15 protein-coding genes are annotated in these 19,292 nt (G+C 50.3%); 4 read left to right on the top strand and 11 right to left on the bottom strand.

Annotation, left to right across the window (positions count from 1 at the left end; all coding sequences use genetic code 11):
* Window positions 1–4 precede the first annotated feature (4 nt).
* From JNJ77_10285 to JNJ77_10310, 6 genes are all read right to left on the bottom strand, one after another.
* Window positions 5–1,360 (bottom strand): FHA domain-containing protein, encoded by a 1,356-nt coding sequence (locus tag JNJ77_10285; GenBank protein ID MBL8822964.1) that lies wholly within the window; start codon window positions 1,358–1,360, stop codon window positions 5–7.
* Window positions 1,361–1,590: 230 nt separating this feature from the next.
* The gene (efp, locus tag JNJ77_10290; protein MBL8822965.1) at window positions 1,591–2,127 is read right to left on the bottom strand and encodes an elongation factor P; all 537 of its coding nucleotides are present in this window, start codon (window positions 2,125–2,127) and stop codon (window positions 1,591–1,593) included.
* Window positions 2,128–2,252: 125 nt separating this feature from the next.
* Window positions 2,253–3,092 carry an alpha/beta fold hydrolase gene (locus tag JNJ77_10295; protein MBL8822966.1) on the bottom strand — a complete coding sequence of 280 codons (840 nt, stop codon included), beginning with the start codon at window positions 3,090–3,092 and terminating at the stop codon, window positions 2,253–2,255.
* Window positions 3,085–4,257, bottom strand: coding sequence for a dipeptide epimerase (locus JNJ77_10300; protein ID MBL8822967.1), 1,173 nt, complete (start codon window positions 4,255–4,257; stop codon window positions 3,085–3,087). Before JNJ77_10300 ends, JNJ77_10295 begins: the two co-directional genes overlap by 8 nt.
* Before the next feature lie 5 nt (window positions 4,258–4,262).
* On the bottom strand, window positions 4,263–5,378 hold the full coding sequence (locus JNJ77_10305; GenBank protein MBL8822968.1) for a terpene cyclase/mutase family protein: 1,116 nt from the start codon (window positions 5,376–5,378) through the stop codon (window positions 4,263–4,265).
* Between the two features lie 110 nt (window positions 5,379–5,488).
* Entirely contained in the window at window positions 5,489–6,418 is a 930-nt protein-coding gene (locus JNJ77_10310; GenBank protein MBL8822969.1) for a sugar phosphate isomerase/epimerase, read from the bottom strand.
* Between the two features lie 158 nt (window positions 6,419–6,576).
* Between JNJ77_10310 and JNJ77_10315 the strand changes: the two genes are divergently transcribed.
* Window positions 6,577–8,544 (top strand): preprotein translocase subunit SecA, encoded by a 1,968-nt coding sequence (locus JNJ77_10315; protein MBL8822970.1) that lies wholly within the window; start codon window positions 6,577–6,579, stop codon window positions 8,542–8,544.
* Window positions 8,545–8,592: 48 nt separating this feature from the next.
* On the opposite strand, the gene JNJ77_10320 is transcribed toward JNJ77_10315, so the two are convergent.
* Together JNJ77_10320 and JNJ77_10325 are read right to left on the bottom strand one after the other, a co-directional pair.
* Window positions 8,593–10,620 (bottom strand): YXWGXW repeat-containing protein, encoded by a 2,028-nt coding sequence (locus JNJ77_10320; GenBank protein MBL8822971.1) that lies wholly within the window; start codon window positions 10,618–10,620, stop codon window positions 8,593–8,595.
* A 148-nt stretch (window positions 10,621–10,768) separates the two neighbouring features.
* A complete protein-coding gene (locus JNJ77_10325) occupies window positions 10,769–12,136 on the bottom strand; it encodes a DUF4147 domain-containing protein (protein MBL8822972.1) in 1,368 nt (455 codons plus the stop codon).
* A 114-nt stretch (window positions 12,137–12,250) separates the two neighbouring features.
* On the opposite strand from JNJ77_10325, the gene JNJ77_10330 reads away from it, so the two are divergent.
* The 3 genes from JNJ77_10330 (at window position 12,251) to JNJ77_10340 (ending at window position 14,426) form a co-directional block, all read left to right on the top strand.
* Window positions 12,251–13,219: a D-glycerate dehydrogenase gene (locus JNJ77_10330; protein ID MBL8822973.1), complete on the top strand. Its 969-nt coding sequence runs from the start codon at window positions 12,251–12,253 to the stop codon at window positions 13,217–13,219.
* An 11-nt stretch (window positions 13,220–13,230) separates the two neighbouring features.
* Entirely contained in the window at window positions 13,231–13,779 is a 549-nt protein-coding gene (locus JNJ77_10335) for a hypothetical protein (GenBank protein ID MBL8822974.1), read from the top strand.
* Window positions 13,780–13,853: 74 nt separating this feature from the next.
* The gene (locus tag JNJ77_10340; GenBank protein ID MBL8822975.1) at window positions 13,854–14,426 is read left to right on the top strand and encodes an FHA domain-containing protein; all 573 of its coding nucleotides are present in this window, start codon (window positions 13,854–13,856) and stop codon (window positions 14,424–14,426) included.
* 9 nt (window positions 14,427–14,435) lie between these two features.
* On the opposite strand, the gene JNJ77_10345 is transcribed toward JNJ77_10340, so the two are convergent.
* The 3 genes from JNJ77_10345 to JNJ77_10355 all read right to left on the bottom strand — a co-directional run bounded on the left by JNJ77_10345 (window position 14,436) and on the right by JNJ77_10355 (window position 19,259).
* On the bottom strand, window positions 14,436–15,464 hold the full coding sequence (locus JNJ77_10345; protein ID MBL8822976.1) for a hypothetical protein: 1,029 nt from the start codon (window positions 15,462–15,464) through the stop codon (window positions 14,436–14,438).
* Window positions 15,465–15,478: 14 nt separating this feature from the next.
* Window positions 15,479–18,208: a hypothetical protein gene (locus JNJ77_10350; GenBank protein MBL8822977.1), complete on the bottom strand. Its 2,730-nt coding sequence runs from the start codon at window positions 18,206–18,208 to the stop codon at window positions 15,479–15,481.
* 151 nt (window positions 18,209–18,359) lie between these two features.
* Complete coding sequence (locus JNJ77_10355) at window positions 18,360–19,259, bottom strand: PEP-CTERM sorting domain-containing protein (GenBank protein MBL8822978.1); 900 nt, start codon at window positions 19,257–19,259, stop codon at window positions 18,360–18,362.
* Between the last annotated feature and the right edge of the window lie 33 nt (window positions 19,260–19,292).

Raw genomic sequence — 19,292 nt, forward strand, 5'->3', positions numbered from 1 at the left:
GTAATTAATTTCCGAGAAAACGCGGACCGACCGATTCCAGTTTCAAGCGTACTTCATCTACACAAATGGTTGATTTCATGGTCACCGGCGTACGTCCCTTGCAAGCCTGACCATCTATTTCGTAAGGCCCGGAACACTGTATAGCCAGGCTTTCCCCCTGACGCACAATGGCCAGCGGGCGTGACAACCCTGGCACCATCACATGTGTTCCTTCATGATCTCCCATCAGGCAAGCATCCGACATCAGTAAGACACCATCGATGCTTAAGGGCAGACGATGCCGACTGATGAGTTCAAGCCGGGCTGTACCACTGACAGCAAGGGGTTGCCTGAAGCGTATTTTGCAGGCAGTCCCCAGGGTCAACTCGTCGCCATCCTTGAGTACCACTTTTTCTACAGGTTTTCCATTTACCTGTACCTGACGTACTGCTTCGAGTACATACCCGCCTTCTTTATCGCGGTTCAAGTAGGCATGCAGTCGGGAAACATCAGCAAACAGGGGAATGTCAACGGTGGCATCTCCCGTTGCACGACCCAGGCTCACGCGAGGCGACAGACATAACAGATACCCGCCCACTCCATCAATCCAGCATAACAGCCGTCTTGGTGCATCTTCAATGGAATTTTGAGGGTTGGCTTTCTCCTGTGCCGGTGCCGCCGCACCATGATCAGGTCCATGCAGAACCGTCGGGGGTTCCAGCATACGCCAGGCTTTTGCTCGTGCTTTCCTGATCTCGGCATGCTCTGGAGCTAATGCAAGCAGGTTATCTGCCAGTTTTACTACTTGTCGCCAATGCTGTTGTTCAACGGCTTGATGCAATTGATCACATTGTGCCGGGAACTCTACCTGATGTCTTTTCCATTCGGCATGCAGGCTCACCAGTGTAGGCACCTTTTGATACGCAACGCGCTCAATGGTCTGAATGGCCTGGAGAAATTCCCCTTGTTGTGCATGGTCACGGGCTACCAGCCAGGCTCTGGCTGTCTGTTCGTATTGTTCCAGTTCCTGTTGGGAAACGGGTTGATGCCTCATTGCTTCGATGAGGGCAAGTGCTTCGGAAGGCTGTCCCTGATCCAGTATGGATTTGACACCCGATAGTTTCAGATGAACGAGTTCGTTTTTCACCAGATCAATATTGGCTTGCGCTACACCGGCTTCCCGGGCATACTTGAGATCTTTCAAGGCAGCATCCAGGTTATTCTGCTTGCCGAGTTGCTTAGCCCGTGCCAGGAACGCAATGCCACAACGTAACAGGTATTCTTGAGTGTTCTGATGTCTGCGCAGTGATGGATTCTGAAGCAGATTCCAGGCTTCATCCAGCTTGCCAGCTTGGAGGGCTGTGTTGATTTGCCGATACATAAGCCAGGACTTCAGCATGGTTAAGAAAACGCAATCACGGAAACATACCCAGTACAACCACATTAGGTTGCACGGGGTTACCGAATATATCCTACATTCAGGCTATCAGATGTTCGCTGAAGACGGGACTGGATTTATCACGTTCTGCTAAAAACTGTATTCATCTATCGTTCAAATAGAAAACCACGGCAAAAATGTACTTTTTGCCGTGGTTTCATGGGTATCCGAAATTAATTCTTAACACGTTCCAGGTATTCACCTGTGCGTGTATCAATCTTAATGAGTTCACCTACGCCAACAAATGGTGGCACGGTAACCTTAAGGCCAGTTTCTGTAATAGCTGGCTTATATTGTGCAGCTGCTGTAGCGCCTTTCATCGAAGGCTCTGTTTCCGTTACATGCAACTCTACGGTTGGTGGCAGTTCAACGCTAATCGGATTTCCTTCATAGAACACAACAAATGCCTTCGTGTTGGGTTTCAGAAAACCCATCAATTCGCCTACCAGTTCAGGCTGCAGGGTTACCTGTTCGAAGTTTTCACTGTCCATGAAAACATACCCATCGGTATCCTGGTAAATGTATTCCATTTCCCGTTTATCAAGAAACGCTGTTTCAACCTTGTCCTCAGGCTTGAAACGCTTTTCCACCACGTTACCGGTCTTCAGGCTTTTGATCTTCAAGGTCAAGATGGCTCGCCAGTTGCCCGGCGTATGGAGAGAACGATCTACGACGCTATACAAATTGTTGTCTTCTCCAACAATGACCATTCCCTTACGTACTTCACTGTATTCAATTGGCACGACCAACACTCCAAGAATGGATGCCCAGGCATCCTCACTATTCAGTAGAGCTATTGTTATAGGACGGATAGTAAGGTGGAGAAGGTGAAGGCCTAAACTTCTTTGCCATGTGATGATATCCAATGAAGAATATCTTCAACAAATGGACAACCAGGTTCGAATTCGAGCGTATGGTGAGCAGACGGATATTCAATGATTGTGCTTTTGTCAGATTTCTGTTCCAGCCATAAACGGGTATCTCGGTTTCGAATGATACGATCCTGCCCTGCCAGCAGCAACAGCGTGGGAACGGGTTGTAATTTCTGGATGCGTTGCACGGCTTTGTCCAACCAGAAACTTTCTACCAGCAACCGGGCAGTTGCATGGTGCAACGATAACGGATCATGCTTTAAGTAATCTTGATTGCCTGGCTGAGCAGTAAACAACTCAGGATCATTAAGCGGAATGGGAAAATTCTTGAGCGGAGTAATGTATCTGGAACGGGCTATGCCCAGTCGAACTGACAATGGCGGTGATACCTGTGGAAATAAACCGGGACACAAGAGCACCAGTTGATCCATCACGGGTTGAGGTTCCGCGCACAGCATGGCTCCCAGTTTCCCGGCCCACGAAGTGGCCAGAAGTGTTACGGGAACATTTAATCCATCAGCTTGGATCAATTCGCGGATGTCACTCAGCAATCGCTGATAACTGGGTATGTCGCCACGGTTCTTCCAGTTCAGCCCGGAGCCACGGCGATCCAGATAAGTAACAATATAACCCGCTTCAGCAAACTTGCGTGATGATTTTTCATACCAGCCACCATGACTTTGAATACCGTGCAGGCAAACAAGATGTCCTTTCACCTCGCCATCAGGAACATAGGCACGAAAGTGCAGCGGATAGCCATCACTGGCTTTGAAGATCATGATCCGAGAAGTGACATTAGCCAAGGATCACCACCTTGCTTTGGGTGACTCTCTCAACTGCATCGTGATGGATTTGAATGCCAAGTCCAGGCCCGTTCAATGCAGCGGCTTTGCCTCCCACGCCGAAGGTTATGTCGTGCATGCCCAGCGATTCTTTCACCAGCCAGCGATCGTACGAGCCTTCCAGAGCCAGCAAACCTTTTACACTGCAAGCGAAGTGCCTGCCCGCTGCAGAGAGCACCGCAGTTTCCCCCACCTGACAACCTAATTGCAAGCCCAAGCGATGTTGCTGAGCAAACTGGGCCAGTTTCAATGTCCTGATGAATCCTCCACATTTGGAGAGTCGCAGGTTGAACAAGTCTCCCCACCTTTCCTGCACACATTGCTGTGCATCTGCCATACCGCAAAGAGACTCATCCAGCATCACTGGCATGGGGATGGCAGCGCGAATCCTGGCAAGTTTGCCGATCTCCTCATGCAGGACAGGCTGCTCTACCCAACGAATCTGAAAAGGCGACAACTGCTCCCAGTGCTCGGCGACTTCATCCACCTTCCATGCCTCATTGGCATCGAGACGCAGTTCCATACCCGATCCCATATACTTGCGGATGGTTCGCAAGCGTGCAACATCGTTCTGGCCTGCAATCCCCACTTTCACTTTACATTGCTTGAAACCAAACCAACGCCGTGTCATAGCCTGCATTGCCAGTTTGAAGCCGGTCGCTGATGTGATAGCTACGCTATACTGAATCCGATCTCGCGGTTGAAAGAGTTCAGGTGCGATGATGTTAGTAACCGAACTGAGGGGCTTCTGAAAATAATGTCCCCAGGCATCCAGCCAGGCGAGTTCCACAGCACAGCGGACTGCATGGGTGCTGATGCCACGCGCATCGTCCTGCTGGATGGAGGTAATATTCCAGCTTTCAATAGCACGAATGGCTTCTTCAAAACTTGCTGGACTGATTTTCAGGGGAGAAAGGTCATTCTTTTGCAGCACAGCAAGTGCTGATGCAATCGTTTCACCCGTGACATAATCACGGGGAACTCCTTCGCCATATCCTACTATGCCATTTCCGAGATGGCATTCCATCAGCAGATTGTCCGTCTCACGACGTTCATGAGACGCATGCTTGATGGGCTTGCGTAGCGGAATGCGTATGTGGCGGGCAACCAGCTTCTGGATATTCATCCTGATTATTTAGTCTTTGCATTGCTTAATGCAAGCAGGGCAAAGGCGGTAACCAGGTTGGCATCGCCTTCCATCCATCGGTCCTGTTCGTTCACCCAGCTGCCGTCGGACTTCTGGGTTTTGGCCAGTTGCTGAATCAGGTCTTTGCGCCAGTCATGCTTGTTACCTTTGCTGTCTTCCAGGATATCCATGTCGAGAGCCAGCAATGCTTTGGTCATCATGTTGTAGCCATAGTACAATCCATGCTTTTCCCGGCCTGGTGGCATACCGACGTTCACTTCCATCGAGTAATTCTTCTTGATCCACTTGATGGCTTCCTGCACCCGCGGATCATTCTTGTCAACGCCTGCGTAGATCATACTTTTGACGCCTGCATAAGTAATACTGGCGTAACCCGGCCCGGGACTTGCATCGCTTTGATTGGCGTTGGCTTTGGTTTCGGCTGGATTGTAGATGAAGCTGCCATCGTTGTAGGTAGCTGCCCAAGGCTGATCCTGATGTTCTCCTTTGAGATTCTGACTTCGACTCAGAAAAATTGAAGCCTTTTTAAAAGCAGGATTATCGGATTTGACACCTGCTGCCTGCAATGCTTCCAGAGCAAAGCTGCTGTTGCTCATGTCAGGACGACTTTTGCTGTCGTAGCCAAAACCACCGTAGAATTTATCCTTCGTGGTCAATCCTTCGGTTTCATCCCATTGTAAGCCAATCAGGAACTTGGCGCCAGCATCGACCACCGATTGATACTTACCATCCCTGTTGGCAGCAGCGAATGCCATCACATTTACTGCTGTTACATAGTTCTTGAGTTGCTGTTTGGGGTTATTGCCAGCGATGTGTCCTTCTTTAGTGTTGATGAGTTTTTCCAGATATCCCAGAGCATTCTGAATCATGGGATCACTGATAGGCACTTTGCCGGTCTTGAGTAAAGCAGTGACCACGATTCCGGTGATTCCTATATGCCTGTCACCACTCCAGCTGCCATCAGGGGCCTGAGTTTTCCTCAGGTAAGCAATGCCCTGATCAGTCATTTTATTCCATGACTCAGAAGTATCTTGACCATGCAGAGAAAAGACACAAACTCCGGTTAATATCAGTACAAGACAGGCGCTTACAATACGCATGGTACATCTCACAGATACGAATTTGGGTGTCACTATAGTGTCTTCAAATGCCTCTATGGCACGGTAATTATAGACTGAACCACCATGATTCTATCTCGTGTCAGTGCAACCTATTGAGCAAAGACTTTCCTCAACAGTGCCAGACTCTTGGGGATGGCAGTCTCTGGCAATTCCTTCCCTTCAAACTCCAGGGACACAAATCCCTTGTAATGATGTTTCTTGAGCAAAGCAGCAATGCGTTCATAGTCGAGCTCAAGCGTGTACCACATGCCTCCACCATAGTAGGTTTTGGCTTGCACCAACACCGTGTCAGGTGCAAGTTGTTCGAGTTTGGGGTAGGGATCCTCGAGGAAATTTCCAGTATCCAGAGTTACCTTCAGCCATGGGGATTTCACGGCATCAATGACTCGTTTTACGCCTTCGGGAGTTAACCCGAGTCCCCAGTGGTTTTCCAGACCCATGACGACTCCACATTTCTCAGCCACGGGGATCAGTTTCTCGAAGCTGTCGATCACCCAGCCGAAGCCATCGTCCTCCGTATAGCCCTGTAAGCGTGGTTCGATGCCTCTGTTCTTCATCAACTCATCGAAGTTTTTGCTGGTGTTCCATCGACCGGTGTTAACCCGCATGGTGGGAATACCTAACCCATAAGCCAGTTCCAGGCATTTCGCTGTGTGTTCGATGTTCTTCTTACGCTCTTCCACACTGGGTGTAAGAAAAGTCTGATGGGTGGAAAACCCACAAAGGGATAGGCCATTGATGAATGCCCGACGTTTGAGCTTCTGCAAAGTTGCAGACGACTCATCAGTCATCTGTCGATGCAATATTTCGAAGCCGTCAAATCCCATTTCTCCTGCCTGGTCGATGTTCTTTTCCAGGTCACGCCAATCGTCATGTTTGAATTGCCAGAAAGAGTAACTCGAAACGCCGATCAGATTAGGACGACGTACAGAATGAGTGGAATCGCTGGCGAAGCTGAATCCAGGCAGGACCACACTTGCAGCCAGGGTGCCCAACAATTGACGACGATGGGTAAGCATGGATGACTTTCCTGAAGAGATGCAGTCGTTTTACATGAACAACACCTGTTCGCCATGCCAATCCATCTGAAGAAACCTGATTGATTGACTTGGCTTAACCCCACTCTTCGCTGTGGTTACCCATACAATGTCCGCCAGGGCCTTCGTATCTGGCAAGGATGGTTATGAGCCGGCTTGGATCAAATGTAGTACACCAGTTTCGTCAATTTTTCGGAACCAAATCGCAGCGACGGTTTGCCAAGGCAGCACTGCAGATTAATGCCATCCGTTACTGGGAAAGTGTTTACGAGAAACTTTCTGAACCCGAGATTAAGTCCACCAGCCAGAAATTGCGTGGCAGAGCGCGAGGGGGTGAAAGCCTCGACAAGATGATTCCTGAAGCTTTTGGCCTGGTATGTGTCGCCGCCAAACGCTCGGTCAACATGAGGCCTTTCGATGTGCAACTGGCTGGCGGTATGGTGCTTCACTTTGGTGCCTTGGCAGAACTTGCTACTGGTGAAGGAAAGACGCTGACAGCTTCATTGCCTACCTATCTGAATGCCCTGACAGGCAAGGGCGTTCATGTTGCCACGGTTAACGATTACCTGGCCAAACGTGATTATGATTTGAATCTGCCTATCTTCGATTTACTCGGCGTTTCAGGCGGCGTTCTCCAGATGAAAATGCCCGACGATAAGCGGTATACCGCCTACCGTCAGGACATCACCTACGGCATGGCGTCCGAATTCGGGTTCGATTTTCTGCGTGATCGTCTCAAGGTGCGTGGACAAGGGCAGACCGGAGGGATTCCATTTTATCGTGCTTGGGATGCGGATGGAGGCAATGAGCAACTCAGGCAGCAACTTGATGCCAACACCCAACGCGATTTTAATTACGCCATCGTCGATGAAGCGGATAGCATCCTGATTGATGAAGCCCGAACGCCGTTAATTATCAGTACTGCCAGCCGACCGGCGACCCCTGAAGAAAGCGTGGTCTATTACTGGGCAGACAAAATTGCCCGACAGTCACGTTACGAAGAGCATTTCACCTACGATCAGAAGAAGCAGAAAATTGAACTGACCGAAGCAGGCCGCCATCTGGCACGGTACAGCAACCCGCCCACAGGCGAACATTCACATGCCATGGATAAGCTGTTTGAGGCTGTTGAAAAAGCGATTTTTGCCCATGTACGTTATCGCAAAGATCAGCACTACATGATTCACGAAGGCAAGATCATCATCATAGATGAATACACAGGCCGTCGCATGCCGGATCGACACTGGCGAGCTGGTCTGCACCAGGCAGTGGAAGCCAAGGAAAATGTCCAGGTAACAATTGCCAGCGATCATGCTGCCCAGGTAACCTTCCAGGCCTTTTATCGCCTTTACAAGAAGCTGGCAGGTATGACGGGTACGGCTCACCCCAATGAACGTGAATTTGCGCGAGTTTACAAACTTCCCGTGGTGGCTATTCCCACCAATCGGCCCATGATTCGTCAGCAGTGGCCTGATACGGTTTTCCCAACAGAAGATGTAAAATTCCAGGCAGTTGCTGCCGATGTGAAAAAGCTTGTCAATCAAGGCCGCGCTGTGTTGATAGGTACCCGCTCGGTGGAAAAATCGGAACGCCTCAGCGAGAAACTGAAAGCACTCGATATCAAACATGAAATCATCAATGCCAGACATCATGAAACAGAAGCAATCGTAGTTTCCAAGGCAGGTGAGCCGGGTGCTGTTACCATTGCCACGAATATGGCTGGTCGTGGCACGGATATCAAATTAGGCAAAGGTGTCGCCGAGGCAGGTGGTTTGCATGTTCTGGGTACAGAACGACACGATGCAAGGCGAGTTGATCGACAATTGGCAGGACGTTCTGGACGGCAAGGCGATCCGGGCAGTTGCCAGTTCTATCTTTCCCTGGAGGATGAATTGCTCGAGGCATTAGGTTCCAATCGGCAGGAGCAATTAAAACAACTGGGCAGCAGCGGGAAAAATGTTGATTGGCAGCAATATCAGAAACTCTTTGAAATTGCCCAACGAAGGACAGAACGTAAGCACTACAAACAGCGTGTGGATTTAATGGTCTATGAAAAACAGCGTCAGGAAATTCTTAAGGAACTCGGTGCGGATCCTTATGTAGATTAAAAAAACCTGCGGAATGAACCGCAGGTTTGAATGTATTTTTCTCGCTGATCACTCTTTCTTTTCCTTTTCCTTGCTCTTGGAACTGCTGCTTCCCGAACTACGTGAGGAGCCGCTTTCCTTGGAGCCTGCTGAACTGCCACGAGGCGGTTCGGTCCTGGAACGGGAACCGGCTGCCTCAGTACCACTTGAGTTGCCTAAAGTTTTTGGTGGAGTATTCTGCTTGAGGGGCGGCAAGGTCTTGCTGCCTGGACCTCCCGTTGCCCCAGTTCCTGCCTTGGTTGGATCATTTTTCATAGGAGGAAGTCTGGTTTCACCAGTCTTTCCTGCTCCAGTCTTGGAGTTGGAATTTTCGTCATTGTCCCGTGTTTTACCTGCTGTATTTCCAGGGTCATTTTTCATGGGAGGTAACCGGTTATCACCTGTTTTGCCTGCACCCGTTTTGGATGATGCTGAACCAGTATTGCTCGCACCTTCCTTGTCTCGATTAGTACCGGCATTGGCATTACCAAACCGCTCCATCGATTTGCCAGCCGTATTCGGATTCCGATTGATTCTGCTGACACTGTTGCCTGGAATAGCTGGTGGCAGATTTGAAGGCTGTCCACCCAGAGAACCAGCAACAGGATTTTTGCCGGGCGTCTTGTCGCCATCATCAGTACCGCGGTTTGTTGGAATCTTAGACACGATAGGCGACTTCGGAATGTTTACGGTACGAATCTTGGTTGCAGTTTGGCCGGTATTGCCCGTCTTGCCTGGTGCAGTGCCATCACCTGCAACGCCACCTCGTTCTATCTTCACACGCTCCATACCGACTTTGCGAACCTCTGCAGCGGTTTTACCGAAATCGCGAGCCCTGACATCATTGATCTTCTCTATTTTCATGGGGGCATCAGGGTTCTTCGCCAGATTAGCTGTATACGTCTTCATCGGCTTGGCTAATGCCATCTGATTCACATTGACGTTGTTATTGACAATCTTCGTGTTGTTATTGTTGATGGTGATATTGTTGATAACCGTCTGCTGGCTCACAAATGTTCGGGCAGGGCGAAGATTGACATTGTCGCGGTAACGTTCGTATCCTAGGCGGACCTCAACCCCCCAGCGGGGATTAGTCCGTCGATAGTGTGCTTCGTAGTAAGCGAAGTCTCCGGAGTAAAAACGGGGGCCACGAGCTACCGTGAAATTAAACCAGGGAGTAATGCCAACCGACAGATAACTGGTAGCGTAATAGTCGCCGAAATAATAATGCCCGTAGGCTGGCCTGCAGAAGAAGTGTGGTGTAATCACGTCAATATCCAGACACACTGCTGGGCGATAGATGTAGCCTGGGCGATAAACCACTGCTCGATCAAAGTAGCATGGAGCAAACAGAATGCCTCGACGGCGAATCGACCAGTCCCAGTATCCATCGACGAAGATATAGCCTGATGGTGTCCAACAGTAAGTTGCAGGCACCCAGCACCAGCCGGGTTGACTTGCAATCCAGTATCCGGGTCTCCATAAATACCGAGTATCCCGATAAACATAAGTTCCGGGAACCCAGATGTGATCTTCTGAAGGTGCAGTGGGCGGTGCTCCGCGTTCCAGAGATTCCGGTGGAGCTTCATCAATGATCTCTTCGTCATCGATCTCTGCATTGGCCCAATATCCACTCACCCATTGGTGCTGGCCTGCTTTTTCATTCCAATAGCCGGGCATCCATTGACGGCCAGGCGGAAGAACGCGCCAGAATCCACTGATCCACATGAAATCATTTTTCTCTTCATCCCAGCTCCAGTAACCCCCGAGCCAGGCAACATTTTCGCCTTCAGGTTTTTCATCGGGAGGGAGTTCTTCTACCGGTTGGGGGGGCTTTTGCGGTATCAGCAAACCAGGCTTCGGATTGAATACGGTTGGCTGCCCGAATGCCTCATGGATAGGACCACGGGTCAGTACCTGCTGGCCATTTTCCATGGTACCATTGTTGGAGTTATCTGCTGCCCCCTGAGCAATGATTACTGGCTGCATGGTGGCAACGCTTAACAATGCTGCACCGATGGGTAACAGGCTCCATTGGATGATTTTCTTCAGTGTCATGTAATTCTCCTTCATCTCGTGAGCATGATAACGGGTGTGATAAATTTGCTCCAGCCCGATCACCACAGATACCCACTAGACGTGAAAACCATTAACATTTGCGCGAGAACTCAAAATTCACCGTTTTCTACGCTTACCCCCTGACCCCTCACCCCTGAATAAATACCTGCAAATCCATGACATTGGTTTCTGTTAATCCGGTTTTGAGCAACCCGCCTGTGGCCTGAAAAAATGGATAGGCATTCTGACGCTGTAAAAACTCATCGATTCGCAGTCCCTGCTGGTGAGCAAGCTCTAGTATTCTCATGTCTGCGAAAGCTCCTGCTGCATCGGTTGGTCCGTCTTCACCATCAGTACCAGCACAGAGTAAGGTAATATTCTCGAACAAACCAGGTTGGCTGAATCCTCTCTTCTCCAGTGCTGATAAGAATGCCAATGCCATCGATTGATTCCTGCCCCCTTTGCCTGGCTGAGCGGGAAGTTTCACTGTGGTTTCACCACCGGAGATAATACAGCGAGCCAAAGTACTATCAGCGACTGGCCAATGTTCAGCCATCCACTGACCTGTTTCAACCGCATCACCGTCCCAGCACTTGTCAATCGTTTCAACTTGATAACCCATACGCTCTGCCAGTGCAGCAGCAGCCTGGACTGCCAGTGCATTGTTGGCAACGATCTGATGAATAAGCCTGGGTGATTCAACAGGCTGTGTTTTGAGTGTTTCGGGATGTTTGCCTGCTGCTCCTTGCTCAAGATACTTCAAAACAGAAACGGGAGCGTGGGATAACAAATCCTTGCGGTGTAAAACCTCCAAGGCCTCTGCAAAGGTTGTGGGGTCAGTTGCTGTGGGACCAGAAGCAATTACATCAAGTGGATCGCCGATGACATCAGAAATAATCAGGCTGATCAACTGTCTGTTGCCTTGAGATGAAAAACAGCGACGAGTCAATCCACCCCCTTTGAACTGTGAAAGGTGTTTGCGGACAGCATTGAGTTCACCAATGGAAGCACCCGCTGCTGAGAGTTGCTGACTGACTTTTACCTTGTCTTCCAGTGAGACCTCAGCCACGGGTGCACAAAGGATGGCTGACCCGCCTCCGGAAATCAGACACAGAATCACCGCATCCGCTGGTGACTGATCAACGAGTTCCAGCATCTTGATGGTGCCAGCTACCGCTTGCGGAGTGGGAAAGTTATAGCCAACAGGCCTGGCTGCGTGCAGATGGATGCACTGAAGAGATCGGTGTTGCGATCCTTCAGGCACATTTACCCACCCTTTGATATTCGAAGCAGGGATGCCCTGTTGCAGCAGGAATGTCTCGGTGGCTTGGGCCATAGCGGCTCCAGCCTTGCCACCGCCAATTACAACATATCTTTTCTTGGGAGGCCAGTGACCCACCTGTGAAGCCAATGTACTGAGGAAGTGAGGCATGCAGCGGGCTGGTTGCACGGCATTTACACCCGCCTGCCATATTTCCAATGCTCTGATTCGCCCCATTTCGTTCTTATTGTGCATGGTTTACCGCCTGTTCGGGTTGATTCCACCCCATCTGACTCATCTTGGCCATGACATTTTATGATGACTGGTTTACAATCTCCTCACTGGTTTGACTCTCGTGGGAGCATCTTTGTGGCGTTGCCTCGTGTTTTTGTTACTCGTCGAATTCCAGATGCTGGTCTGCAGCTATTGCAAGGCCAGTGCGATATGGATATCTGGTCTGAACCATTGCCACCACCTTACGAAATTCTCAAGCAACGATCAGCAGATTGTGCCGGTGTATTAAGTCTGCTTACAGACAGGATTGATGAAGAATTTTTTGTGGCATGTCCCAGGCTGAAAGTTGTCAGCAATTTCGCAGTAGGTTACAACAACATTGATGTAAAGGCAGCTACTGCTCGCGGAATTCGTATTGGCAATACGCCGGGCGTATTGACCGATGCCACTGCAGACATTGCCTTTTGCCTGCTGATAGCCGCCGCCCGCAGGCTGGTGGAAGGACATCAATATTCTCTTTCCGGGGAATGGAAAACCTGGGAACCGCTCGGTCACATCGGACTTGATCTGGCAGGCAAAACCATCGGCATTGTCGGCATGGGCCGAATTGGTTATGCGATGGCAAAACGTTGCCACGGTGGGTGGGGTATGAATGTTCTCTACACCAACCTGATTCCTCATGAAGATGCCGACAAACAATTGAATGCGAAGCAGGTTGAACTCGATCAGCTACTGGCTGAAAGCGATTTTGTCTCGGTGCATGTTGACCTGAATCCATCTACCAGACATTTGTTCAATGCCGCTCGCTTCAAGCAGATGAAGAAAACGGCGGTATTCATCAACACTGCCCGTGGCCCCATTCACGATGAACCTGCGCTGTGTGAGGCACTCAAGAAGGGGACTATCTTTGCTGCAGGTCTGGACGTCACTGATCCTGAACCTCCTGATCCTGCTAATCCCATTTTGCGGTTGCCCAATATCATCGTGGCGCCACATATCGCCAGCGCCACAGTGCAAACGCGCAATGCCATGGCTACTATTGCTGCTGAAAATTTACTTGCCGGGATTTCCGGCAAACCTCTTCGTCACTGTGTGAACCCATAGGGAGTTCGATTGTGAAACAAGCATACATTCTCGTCAGCCTTACAGTTCTTGCAGTTACCTCCTTCGCATATGCCCAGCCTCCCAAAAGTGATGGTCTGGTCAAGGAAGGTGATACCTTCAAGCACGAGGCATCCAAAAGCTCCCTCAAGGTGAATAAAGAGTGGGAACTGGTTGATACCAGGAATACCGTCCAAGTGCCTCACGTTGCCTTAAGGAAGGCGTTTGGAGGCGTTGATGTCATCGTCACCTGGACCAAGTTGCAGGACCTCAAGTTTGATGAAGCAGTTCAGCTTGAAGTGGAACAGCTTGCACAGAGTTATGGCAAAGATAAAGTGGCGAAAAAGGAACCGATCACGATCGACAATAAGTCCGTTGCTGTTATCGAGTTAGCTGAAGGACCAGACCGAAATAGCAAGCAGGCAGGACTGGTCTATCTCATCGATGCCGGTCCGGATGCCAAAGAGCGCTGGAAAGTGAAAATGCGGGTCATTCTGGATAAATCGAGTATGAATTCTGGGCTAAAGTCGATAAATGAACTTCTTAAACAATTCCAGTGGTAATGGTAAACTTTAACCGTTATAATAATTTTTCGCCGAAACAGATTCGCCTGAAATTGCTATGCTTTGGGTGATTTATGAACAAATCCTTGCTTTGTGTTGGTGGGACCAATCACGGAAAAGTGATTCCCATCATGGTTCAGGAGTTTCGCATTGGCCGCGATGCCATGTGTCATCTGCGACCTGCGAGTACTGACATCAGCCGTTTGCATTGTGCGATCGTGTCTCATCCTGATGGACGCATGTTCCTTCGTGACTATGCCAGCAGTAATGGTACCATCATCAATCATCGTTTCCTTATTGGTGGTGAGTATGAACTGAAGGATGGCGATTACCTTGAAGTAGGGCCGCTTGCATTCCGCTTCCATTGCCAGGATGCCGCTCCTACCACCTTGAAAACAGGTACGGTAATTACCTCCTCGGCGCCAGCTCAAACCGTGCGTCCGGTTGTACCTGCACCAGTAGTTCAGGCTGCAACTCCCCATCTGCCTGGGCTAACTCATGTATCCTCGGTACCGCGTCCAACGCTGCGTGATGAGTCAGCCCTCGAAACGACTCCGGATTTCCTGACGGAAAGCAACATCTTCTCGGTTCACGACGAAGACCTGTTCCGTCACGATACCCAGCCTAATATGAAAGCCATTAAGTAGACTGCCAGATCATCGCTGATAAATAGGCAGATAGCTCAGCGGCGTTGAGAGAATAATAACCGCAATGCTTGTCTGATACACTGGACCTGGAGGGTTTCCCTCCAGGTCTTGTGATTCCCAGGCGCCGCTCGGTGCCTGTCGGGGCAACAGTACCGAACAGATATCGGAATACCAGTTCTTCCAAGCCTCGCCGCCGACAATATGCATGGCATGGGCAGCATAGTAGTGACCATACCAGAAGTATTCACGTGCCCGAAATCGCCGCTCTTTTGATGTATCCCGCTGCAGATACTCGATAGCCTTGGCAACATGCTCATGATCGTATTTGCCACATAGTTGCAGAATGCAGGCACCCGCAGCGGTTCTTGCAAACCCGGGATGCTTCTGTCCAGGCTGATAGTTATAGCCACCTGATGCTGCATCCCGGCAGGCATCAACGTATTGCAATGCACGCTGCATCACTACATCAGGCACATTGAGGCCACTGTTCTTGGCAGCGCGCAAGGCCATCACCTGCATGATGGTGGCAGAGATGTCAGCATCATGCGGATTGGGATCATATCGCCAGCCACCCTGTGGACTTTGACAACGGATGATCAGGTCCAGTGCTTTCTCCAGCACAGGCTTGAGTTCTTCATCATGGCCCATGCCATAGAGTTCAGCCAGCGCCAGGGTTGCCATGCCGTGGCAATACATGTTGCCACCACGGCCAACCAGATAACCATCACCTTCCGCGCGGGGAGAGCTGATCAGAAACCGTGCTCCCTTGGCTACCACCGGTCCATATTCCCCCTGGCCTGGAACATGCCCCTGCGACATGAATGCCAGAATCGCAAACGCAGTGATGGCGGTATTGTGCGGATAGCGGGATTCGCTCCACGAACCATCGGGGTTCTGCTTGCTTGCAAGCCAGACAAGTGCCTTCTTGCATGCCAGCTTTCCTGCTGGCGACAGTTTCACTTCGTTATCTGGTGGCAAACTGAGCACAGACAGAGGCACAACTATCATCAAAACCAGGGTAGCCAGCACATGCTTCATGGTAATGGTTCTGCTTACTTTTTGCGGGGTTCGCTGGCAGCTTTTCCACCAGCAATGTTTTCAAAATAGCGCTGAATCTGCGCTGCATGTTCGGGAGGCAGCTTTTCGCTCAACGCCTGCATGATCAGTTCACGCTGCCTGGCAGGCAGATTGACAAAAGTGCTGCTACCTTGCACGTTGTTCTTTTCGGATTTGGCATTACCATCTCGTTCGCCGTTCTGCGTTGGGTCGCCTGATTGCTTCTTTTCCTTGGCATCACCCTGGGCGGACTGGTCACTCTTGTTTTGCGACGATTGATTCTTGGCCTGCTGTTTACCCTGTTGCCCTTCTTTTCCTTGCTGCTGTTCCTGATTCTGAGCATTCTGCTCATTACCCTGCATTTTTTCCATGGCAGCCAGTGTTTGCTGCAGAGACTGCAAGGCCTGGGTCAACTGTTTGGATGCCATTTCCTGATGATTCTTGGCTTGTGATGGAGTTTGCTGGTCCAGATTTTTCTTGGCCTGTTCCAGATCGTTGCGGGCTTTGTTCAGCGAGGATTGAACATTTTCCGGTGACATGGCCTTGGCCTGATCGATGGCCGCCTGGGCCGATTTAGTGGCGGCTTCAGACTGTTTCATGGATTGACTGTTTTTGGAAGCATCCTGTTCTGCCTGGGCTGAGTGCTTCGCTGCCTGCTGACTCTCCATCAAAGCCTTGGCAACGTGTACTGCTGCTTCCGCGGGCATGATCTTGTCCGGATTTTGCATGGCTTCTGCTGCAGCTTCTTCAGCCTGCTTTTTGGCGAGAGCATCGCTGACATTCTGCTGAGCTTTCTGCAGTTGTTGAACTGCCTCTCCTGTTTCCTTGGCAGCTTGTGGTGAATCATTCTTGCGAATGGATTGTGAAGCCTTCTGCATCTGCTGACTGGCTTCTGTCGTGTTCTGGGAGGCTTCCGGTGATGCCTGTTTCAGGTCTTTGGTCAGTTGATCAGTCTGCTTTTTAGCTACATCCTGTTCCTGTGCCAGTTTCTCCTGAGCATCTTTGTTCTGTGCAGATTTGTTTTCCTTGCCAGCTTCTTGAACTGCCTTGTTGATTTCGGTTTCCTTATTGACAAGATCCTGCAACTGCTTGGCGGCCTGTTCCAGTTGATCAATCTGCTCCCTGCGTTCCTTCATGGCCTGCACTTCAGCTTCCAATGCAGCACGTGCCTGCTGCAGTTCCTTGATGGCTTTAGCCTGCTGTGCCTTGGCAGGATCTCCCTGTTGAGAATGCAACTGTTCAGAGGCAACATGCATCGATTCAGCAGCTTGTTGGATAAGCTGTTTAGTCGTTGGCTGGGTTGCCAGTGGCTTGGCAATAATTTCTTCGGTGCGTTCTGCCAGTTGTTGCTGTTTGGGTGCCAGCGGTTTCAAGTCTGAAGATGTATTCTGCATCACGTCGTTGGTCTGTTTCTGCAATTGCTTCTGATCGGCAATGATCTTGTCAATTTGTTCGATGGCACGTCGCAGAGCTGCCAGGGGATCACGCTGTGCCTTCTCTTCTGTTGCGCACAGTTCATCCAGTGTCTTTTTGGCTTGTGCCAGCTTATCAGTTGCCTGTATTTGTGGTTCAAGTGCTTTATTTGCTTGTCCATCTCGCAGTGACTGTTTAGCCAGTTGCATAGCCTGTACAGACTGATCCAAGACTGCCGCCGTATCTTTGGTGATCTCCTGAATCAATTCTTTCAGATCGCGTGTCTGAATGAGCACTTCCTGCTGCCGAGCCGATTGGCGAGCTGAAAGTTGTTCCTTGTCATTGAACTGATTCTGCTTGGTATCTTTCTGCCTGGGGTCCTTCTCAGCAAGAGTTTCCTGACGAAGTTGGTTTTGCAGTTGAAAGAGTTGTTCGGCCCTGCTGCGGGCTTCCTGCAGTACGCCGAGCTTATCAGCAGGAGTGCGCAGCGTGCGAGCCAGTCTCGCGAGGTCATTCTCTGCCTGCATCTGTCGATCTTCAGCTTCACGCGGATTACGGAATCGCAAATGATTAGCTGCTTCGCGCATGCTTTCCAGCATGTGACGTTCATTGGCGATGGCAAATACCTTTTCCAGCCGGGGCTTTAATTCATCAGGCAAATCGGATTTCATTTCCCGCAATTTCTGCAACACGACGTCCGTTTCGCGCGTGAGGTCATCCTGCCTCATGGCATGTTGCTGGGGAGAATCGAAGCGTGAATTGCGACGTGGGGCAGCGCCACTTTTGCGCTGTTGTTCTACATTTAAAACCAACTCACGGAGCAATCGCTGTTCATGTGAGAGTTTATCGAGCCGCAGGGCTGCTTGTTCTACATTGCGAACCAGTTCGAAACGGGAAAGAAGTGTACGAATCTGGTCGAGCACAACCTTGTGCTTGTCCTGCGCCTGGTCAAGCTGCTTATCCATCTCAACCAGAGTCTTTGATTTTGATGCTGATTCAAATTGCTTCAGTATCTGCTCCATCTGGTCCCGGCTCAGAGTCTGCAGTGATGCTGCAGCTTCCTTCATGATCTTCTGCTCAGCGGCAGAATCCAACTGGTGATACGAAAGTACTTTCAGAATGGTTTCGAGTCGTTGTGCAGTGCGCCTGGCATCAGCTTGAGCCAGCTTCTGCTGCATCAACTGTTGGGAAATTACCAGCCCGCTGGTGGCATCGGGGGCGGGCTGATTTTTAGGTGGATCATCCGCTCGGACCATCTGGGTGATGGGCAGAAGAATCAGCAGACCGAGAACTGGCCGGATATTGAAAAACATGTCGTTGCCAGGGTAAAGACCAATCTTGATATGGCTAATCTACCCTGTTAGACGTGTCAGGAGAAGCTTAGAGTGAGTATGTGAGTGAATTATCAGAAGTGAAAAAGGGGCCGCGAATGGCCCCTTTAGCAGTTACCCGGATTCTGTTCACTCAGCGTCTTGCTGTAACAGCAGTTCGTTTTGCCTTGCGGCGTCGATACCACATCACACCTGTCATGCTGATTCCCGCCAGTGAAATCATGGCCAGGCTGGCAGGTTCAGGCACCGCAGCGCCGCCGAAACTGATCTGGAAGTTGCTCGCTCCGAGCATAATGCCTTCACCATTCTTGGATCCTGGACTGAACCCCCATTGAACCACATTATCAGGTGGATTGTTGAAGGTGGTGTCCCGAATGCCAACCGTCGCCAGTTGTCCCATGTCGGAGGTGTTGCCGAACACCGTATTATCGTAATTGAATACGATGCTGCCATCACTTTCATTCAGGCTGACCTGGAAGCTGACCAGATTCGATGGTTTGCCATTATTGTAATGCTGCATGGCAGACCATTCGAAAGTCATTTTCTGATTACCGGGGGTACCCGTCAATTGAACATATAATCCAGGCCCGCCCATTTGCATGCCACGTGCAATCAGGTCATCGAAAAAGGGCGCAATGGCAGGCTGGTTGCCAAACGAGGCTGGCTCTGTCATCAGGTTGACAGGAATCACAGTGGTGCTGGTGGTACCAAATACCAGGAACCCATTAGCTGAGGCAAAAATGGGATTACCCGCAGGAATAGTGGAATTGAAGAATCTGAAATTGAAGGGCAAAGACAGATTCGCATATCCATCGTCTTCAGGCACTGCCAGGCCGCCGCCAAACTGGTAGTAAAGCGTATCTGGACGACCTGCAATGGAGGTAAACGGCGCAGGGCTACCCTGGGCTACATATCCATAGGGTGATACTACCTGCGTTATGTAGGGGTCAGCTATCGGTGTTTGTGCTGAAAGCTGGCTGGCAAGCAGAAATATTCCATAAACCGCCAGAGTAAATCGCAGGGATCGCTTCATCCGTGTGCTCCTTCCTTGGATTGCGGAGCGCAT

It is taken from the genome of Planctomycetia bacterium (assembly GCA_016795155.1).
Lineage (GTDB): Bacteria > Planctomycetota > Planctomycetia > Gemmatales > HRBIN36 > JAEUIE01.

Excerpts from the sequence above, each read along its gene's own strand:
- JNJ77_10340 (MBL8822975.1), top strand. The coding sequence starts at position 13,854 with ATGAACAAATCCTTGCTTTGTGTTGGTGGGACCAATCACGGAAAAGTG.
- JNJ77_10315 (MBL8822970.1), top strand. The coding sequence starts at position 6,577 with ATGGTTATGAGCCGGCTTGGATCAAATGTAGTACACCAGTTTCGTCAA.
- JNJ77_10345 (MBL8822976.1), bottom strand. The coding sequence starts at position 15,464 with ATGAAGCATGTGCTGGCTACCCTGGTTTTGATGATAGTTGTGCCTCTG.
- efp (MBL8822965.1), bottom strand. The coding sequence starts at position 2,127 with ATGGTCATTGTTGGAGAAGACAACAATTTGTATAGCGTCGTAGATCGT.
- JNJ77_10305 (MBL8822968.1), bottom strand. The coding sequence starts at position 5,378 with ATGCGTATTGTAAGCGCCTGTCTTGTACTGATATTAACCGGAGTTTGT.
- JNJ77_10285 (MBL8822964.1), bottom strand. The coding sequence starts at position 1,360 with ATGTATCGGCAAATCAACACAGCCCTCCAAGCTGGCAAGCTGGATGAA.
- JNJ77_10300 (MBL8822967.1), bottom strand. The coding sequence starts at position 4,257 with ATGAATATCCAGAAGCTGGTTGCCCGCCACATACGCATTCCGCTACGC.
- JNJ77_10310 (MBL8822969.1), bottom strand. The coding sequence starts at position 6,418 with ATGCTTACCCATCGTCGTCAATTGTTGGGCACCCTGGCTGCAAGTGTG.
- JNJ77_10350 (MBL8822977.1), bottom strand. The coding sequence starts at position 18,208 with ATGTTTTTCAATATCCGGCCAGTTCTCGGTCTGCTGATTCTTCTGCCC.
- JNJ77_10355 (MBL8822978.1), bottom strand. The coding sequence starts at position 19,259 with ATGAAGCGATCCCTGCGATTTACTCTGGCGGTTTATGGAATATTTCTG.
- JNJ77_10325 (MBL8822972.1), bottom strand. The coding sequence starts at position 12,136 with ATGCACAATAAGAACGAAATGGGGCGAATCAGAGCATTGGAAATATGG.
- JNJ77_10320 (MBL8822971.1), bottom strand. The coding sequence starts at position 10,620 with ATGACACTGAAGAAAATCATCCAATGGAGCCTGTTACCCATCGGTGCA.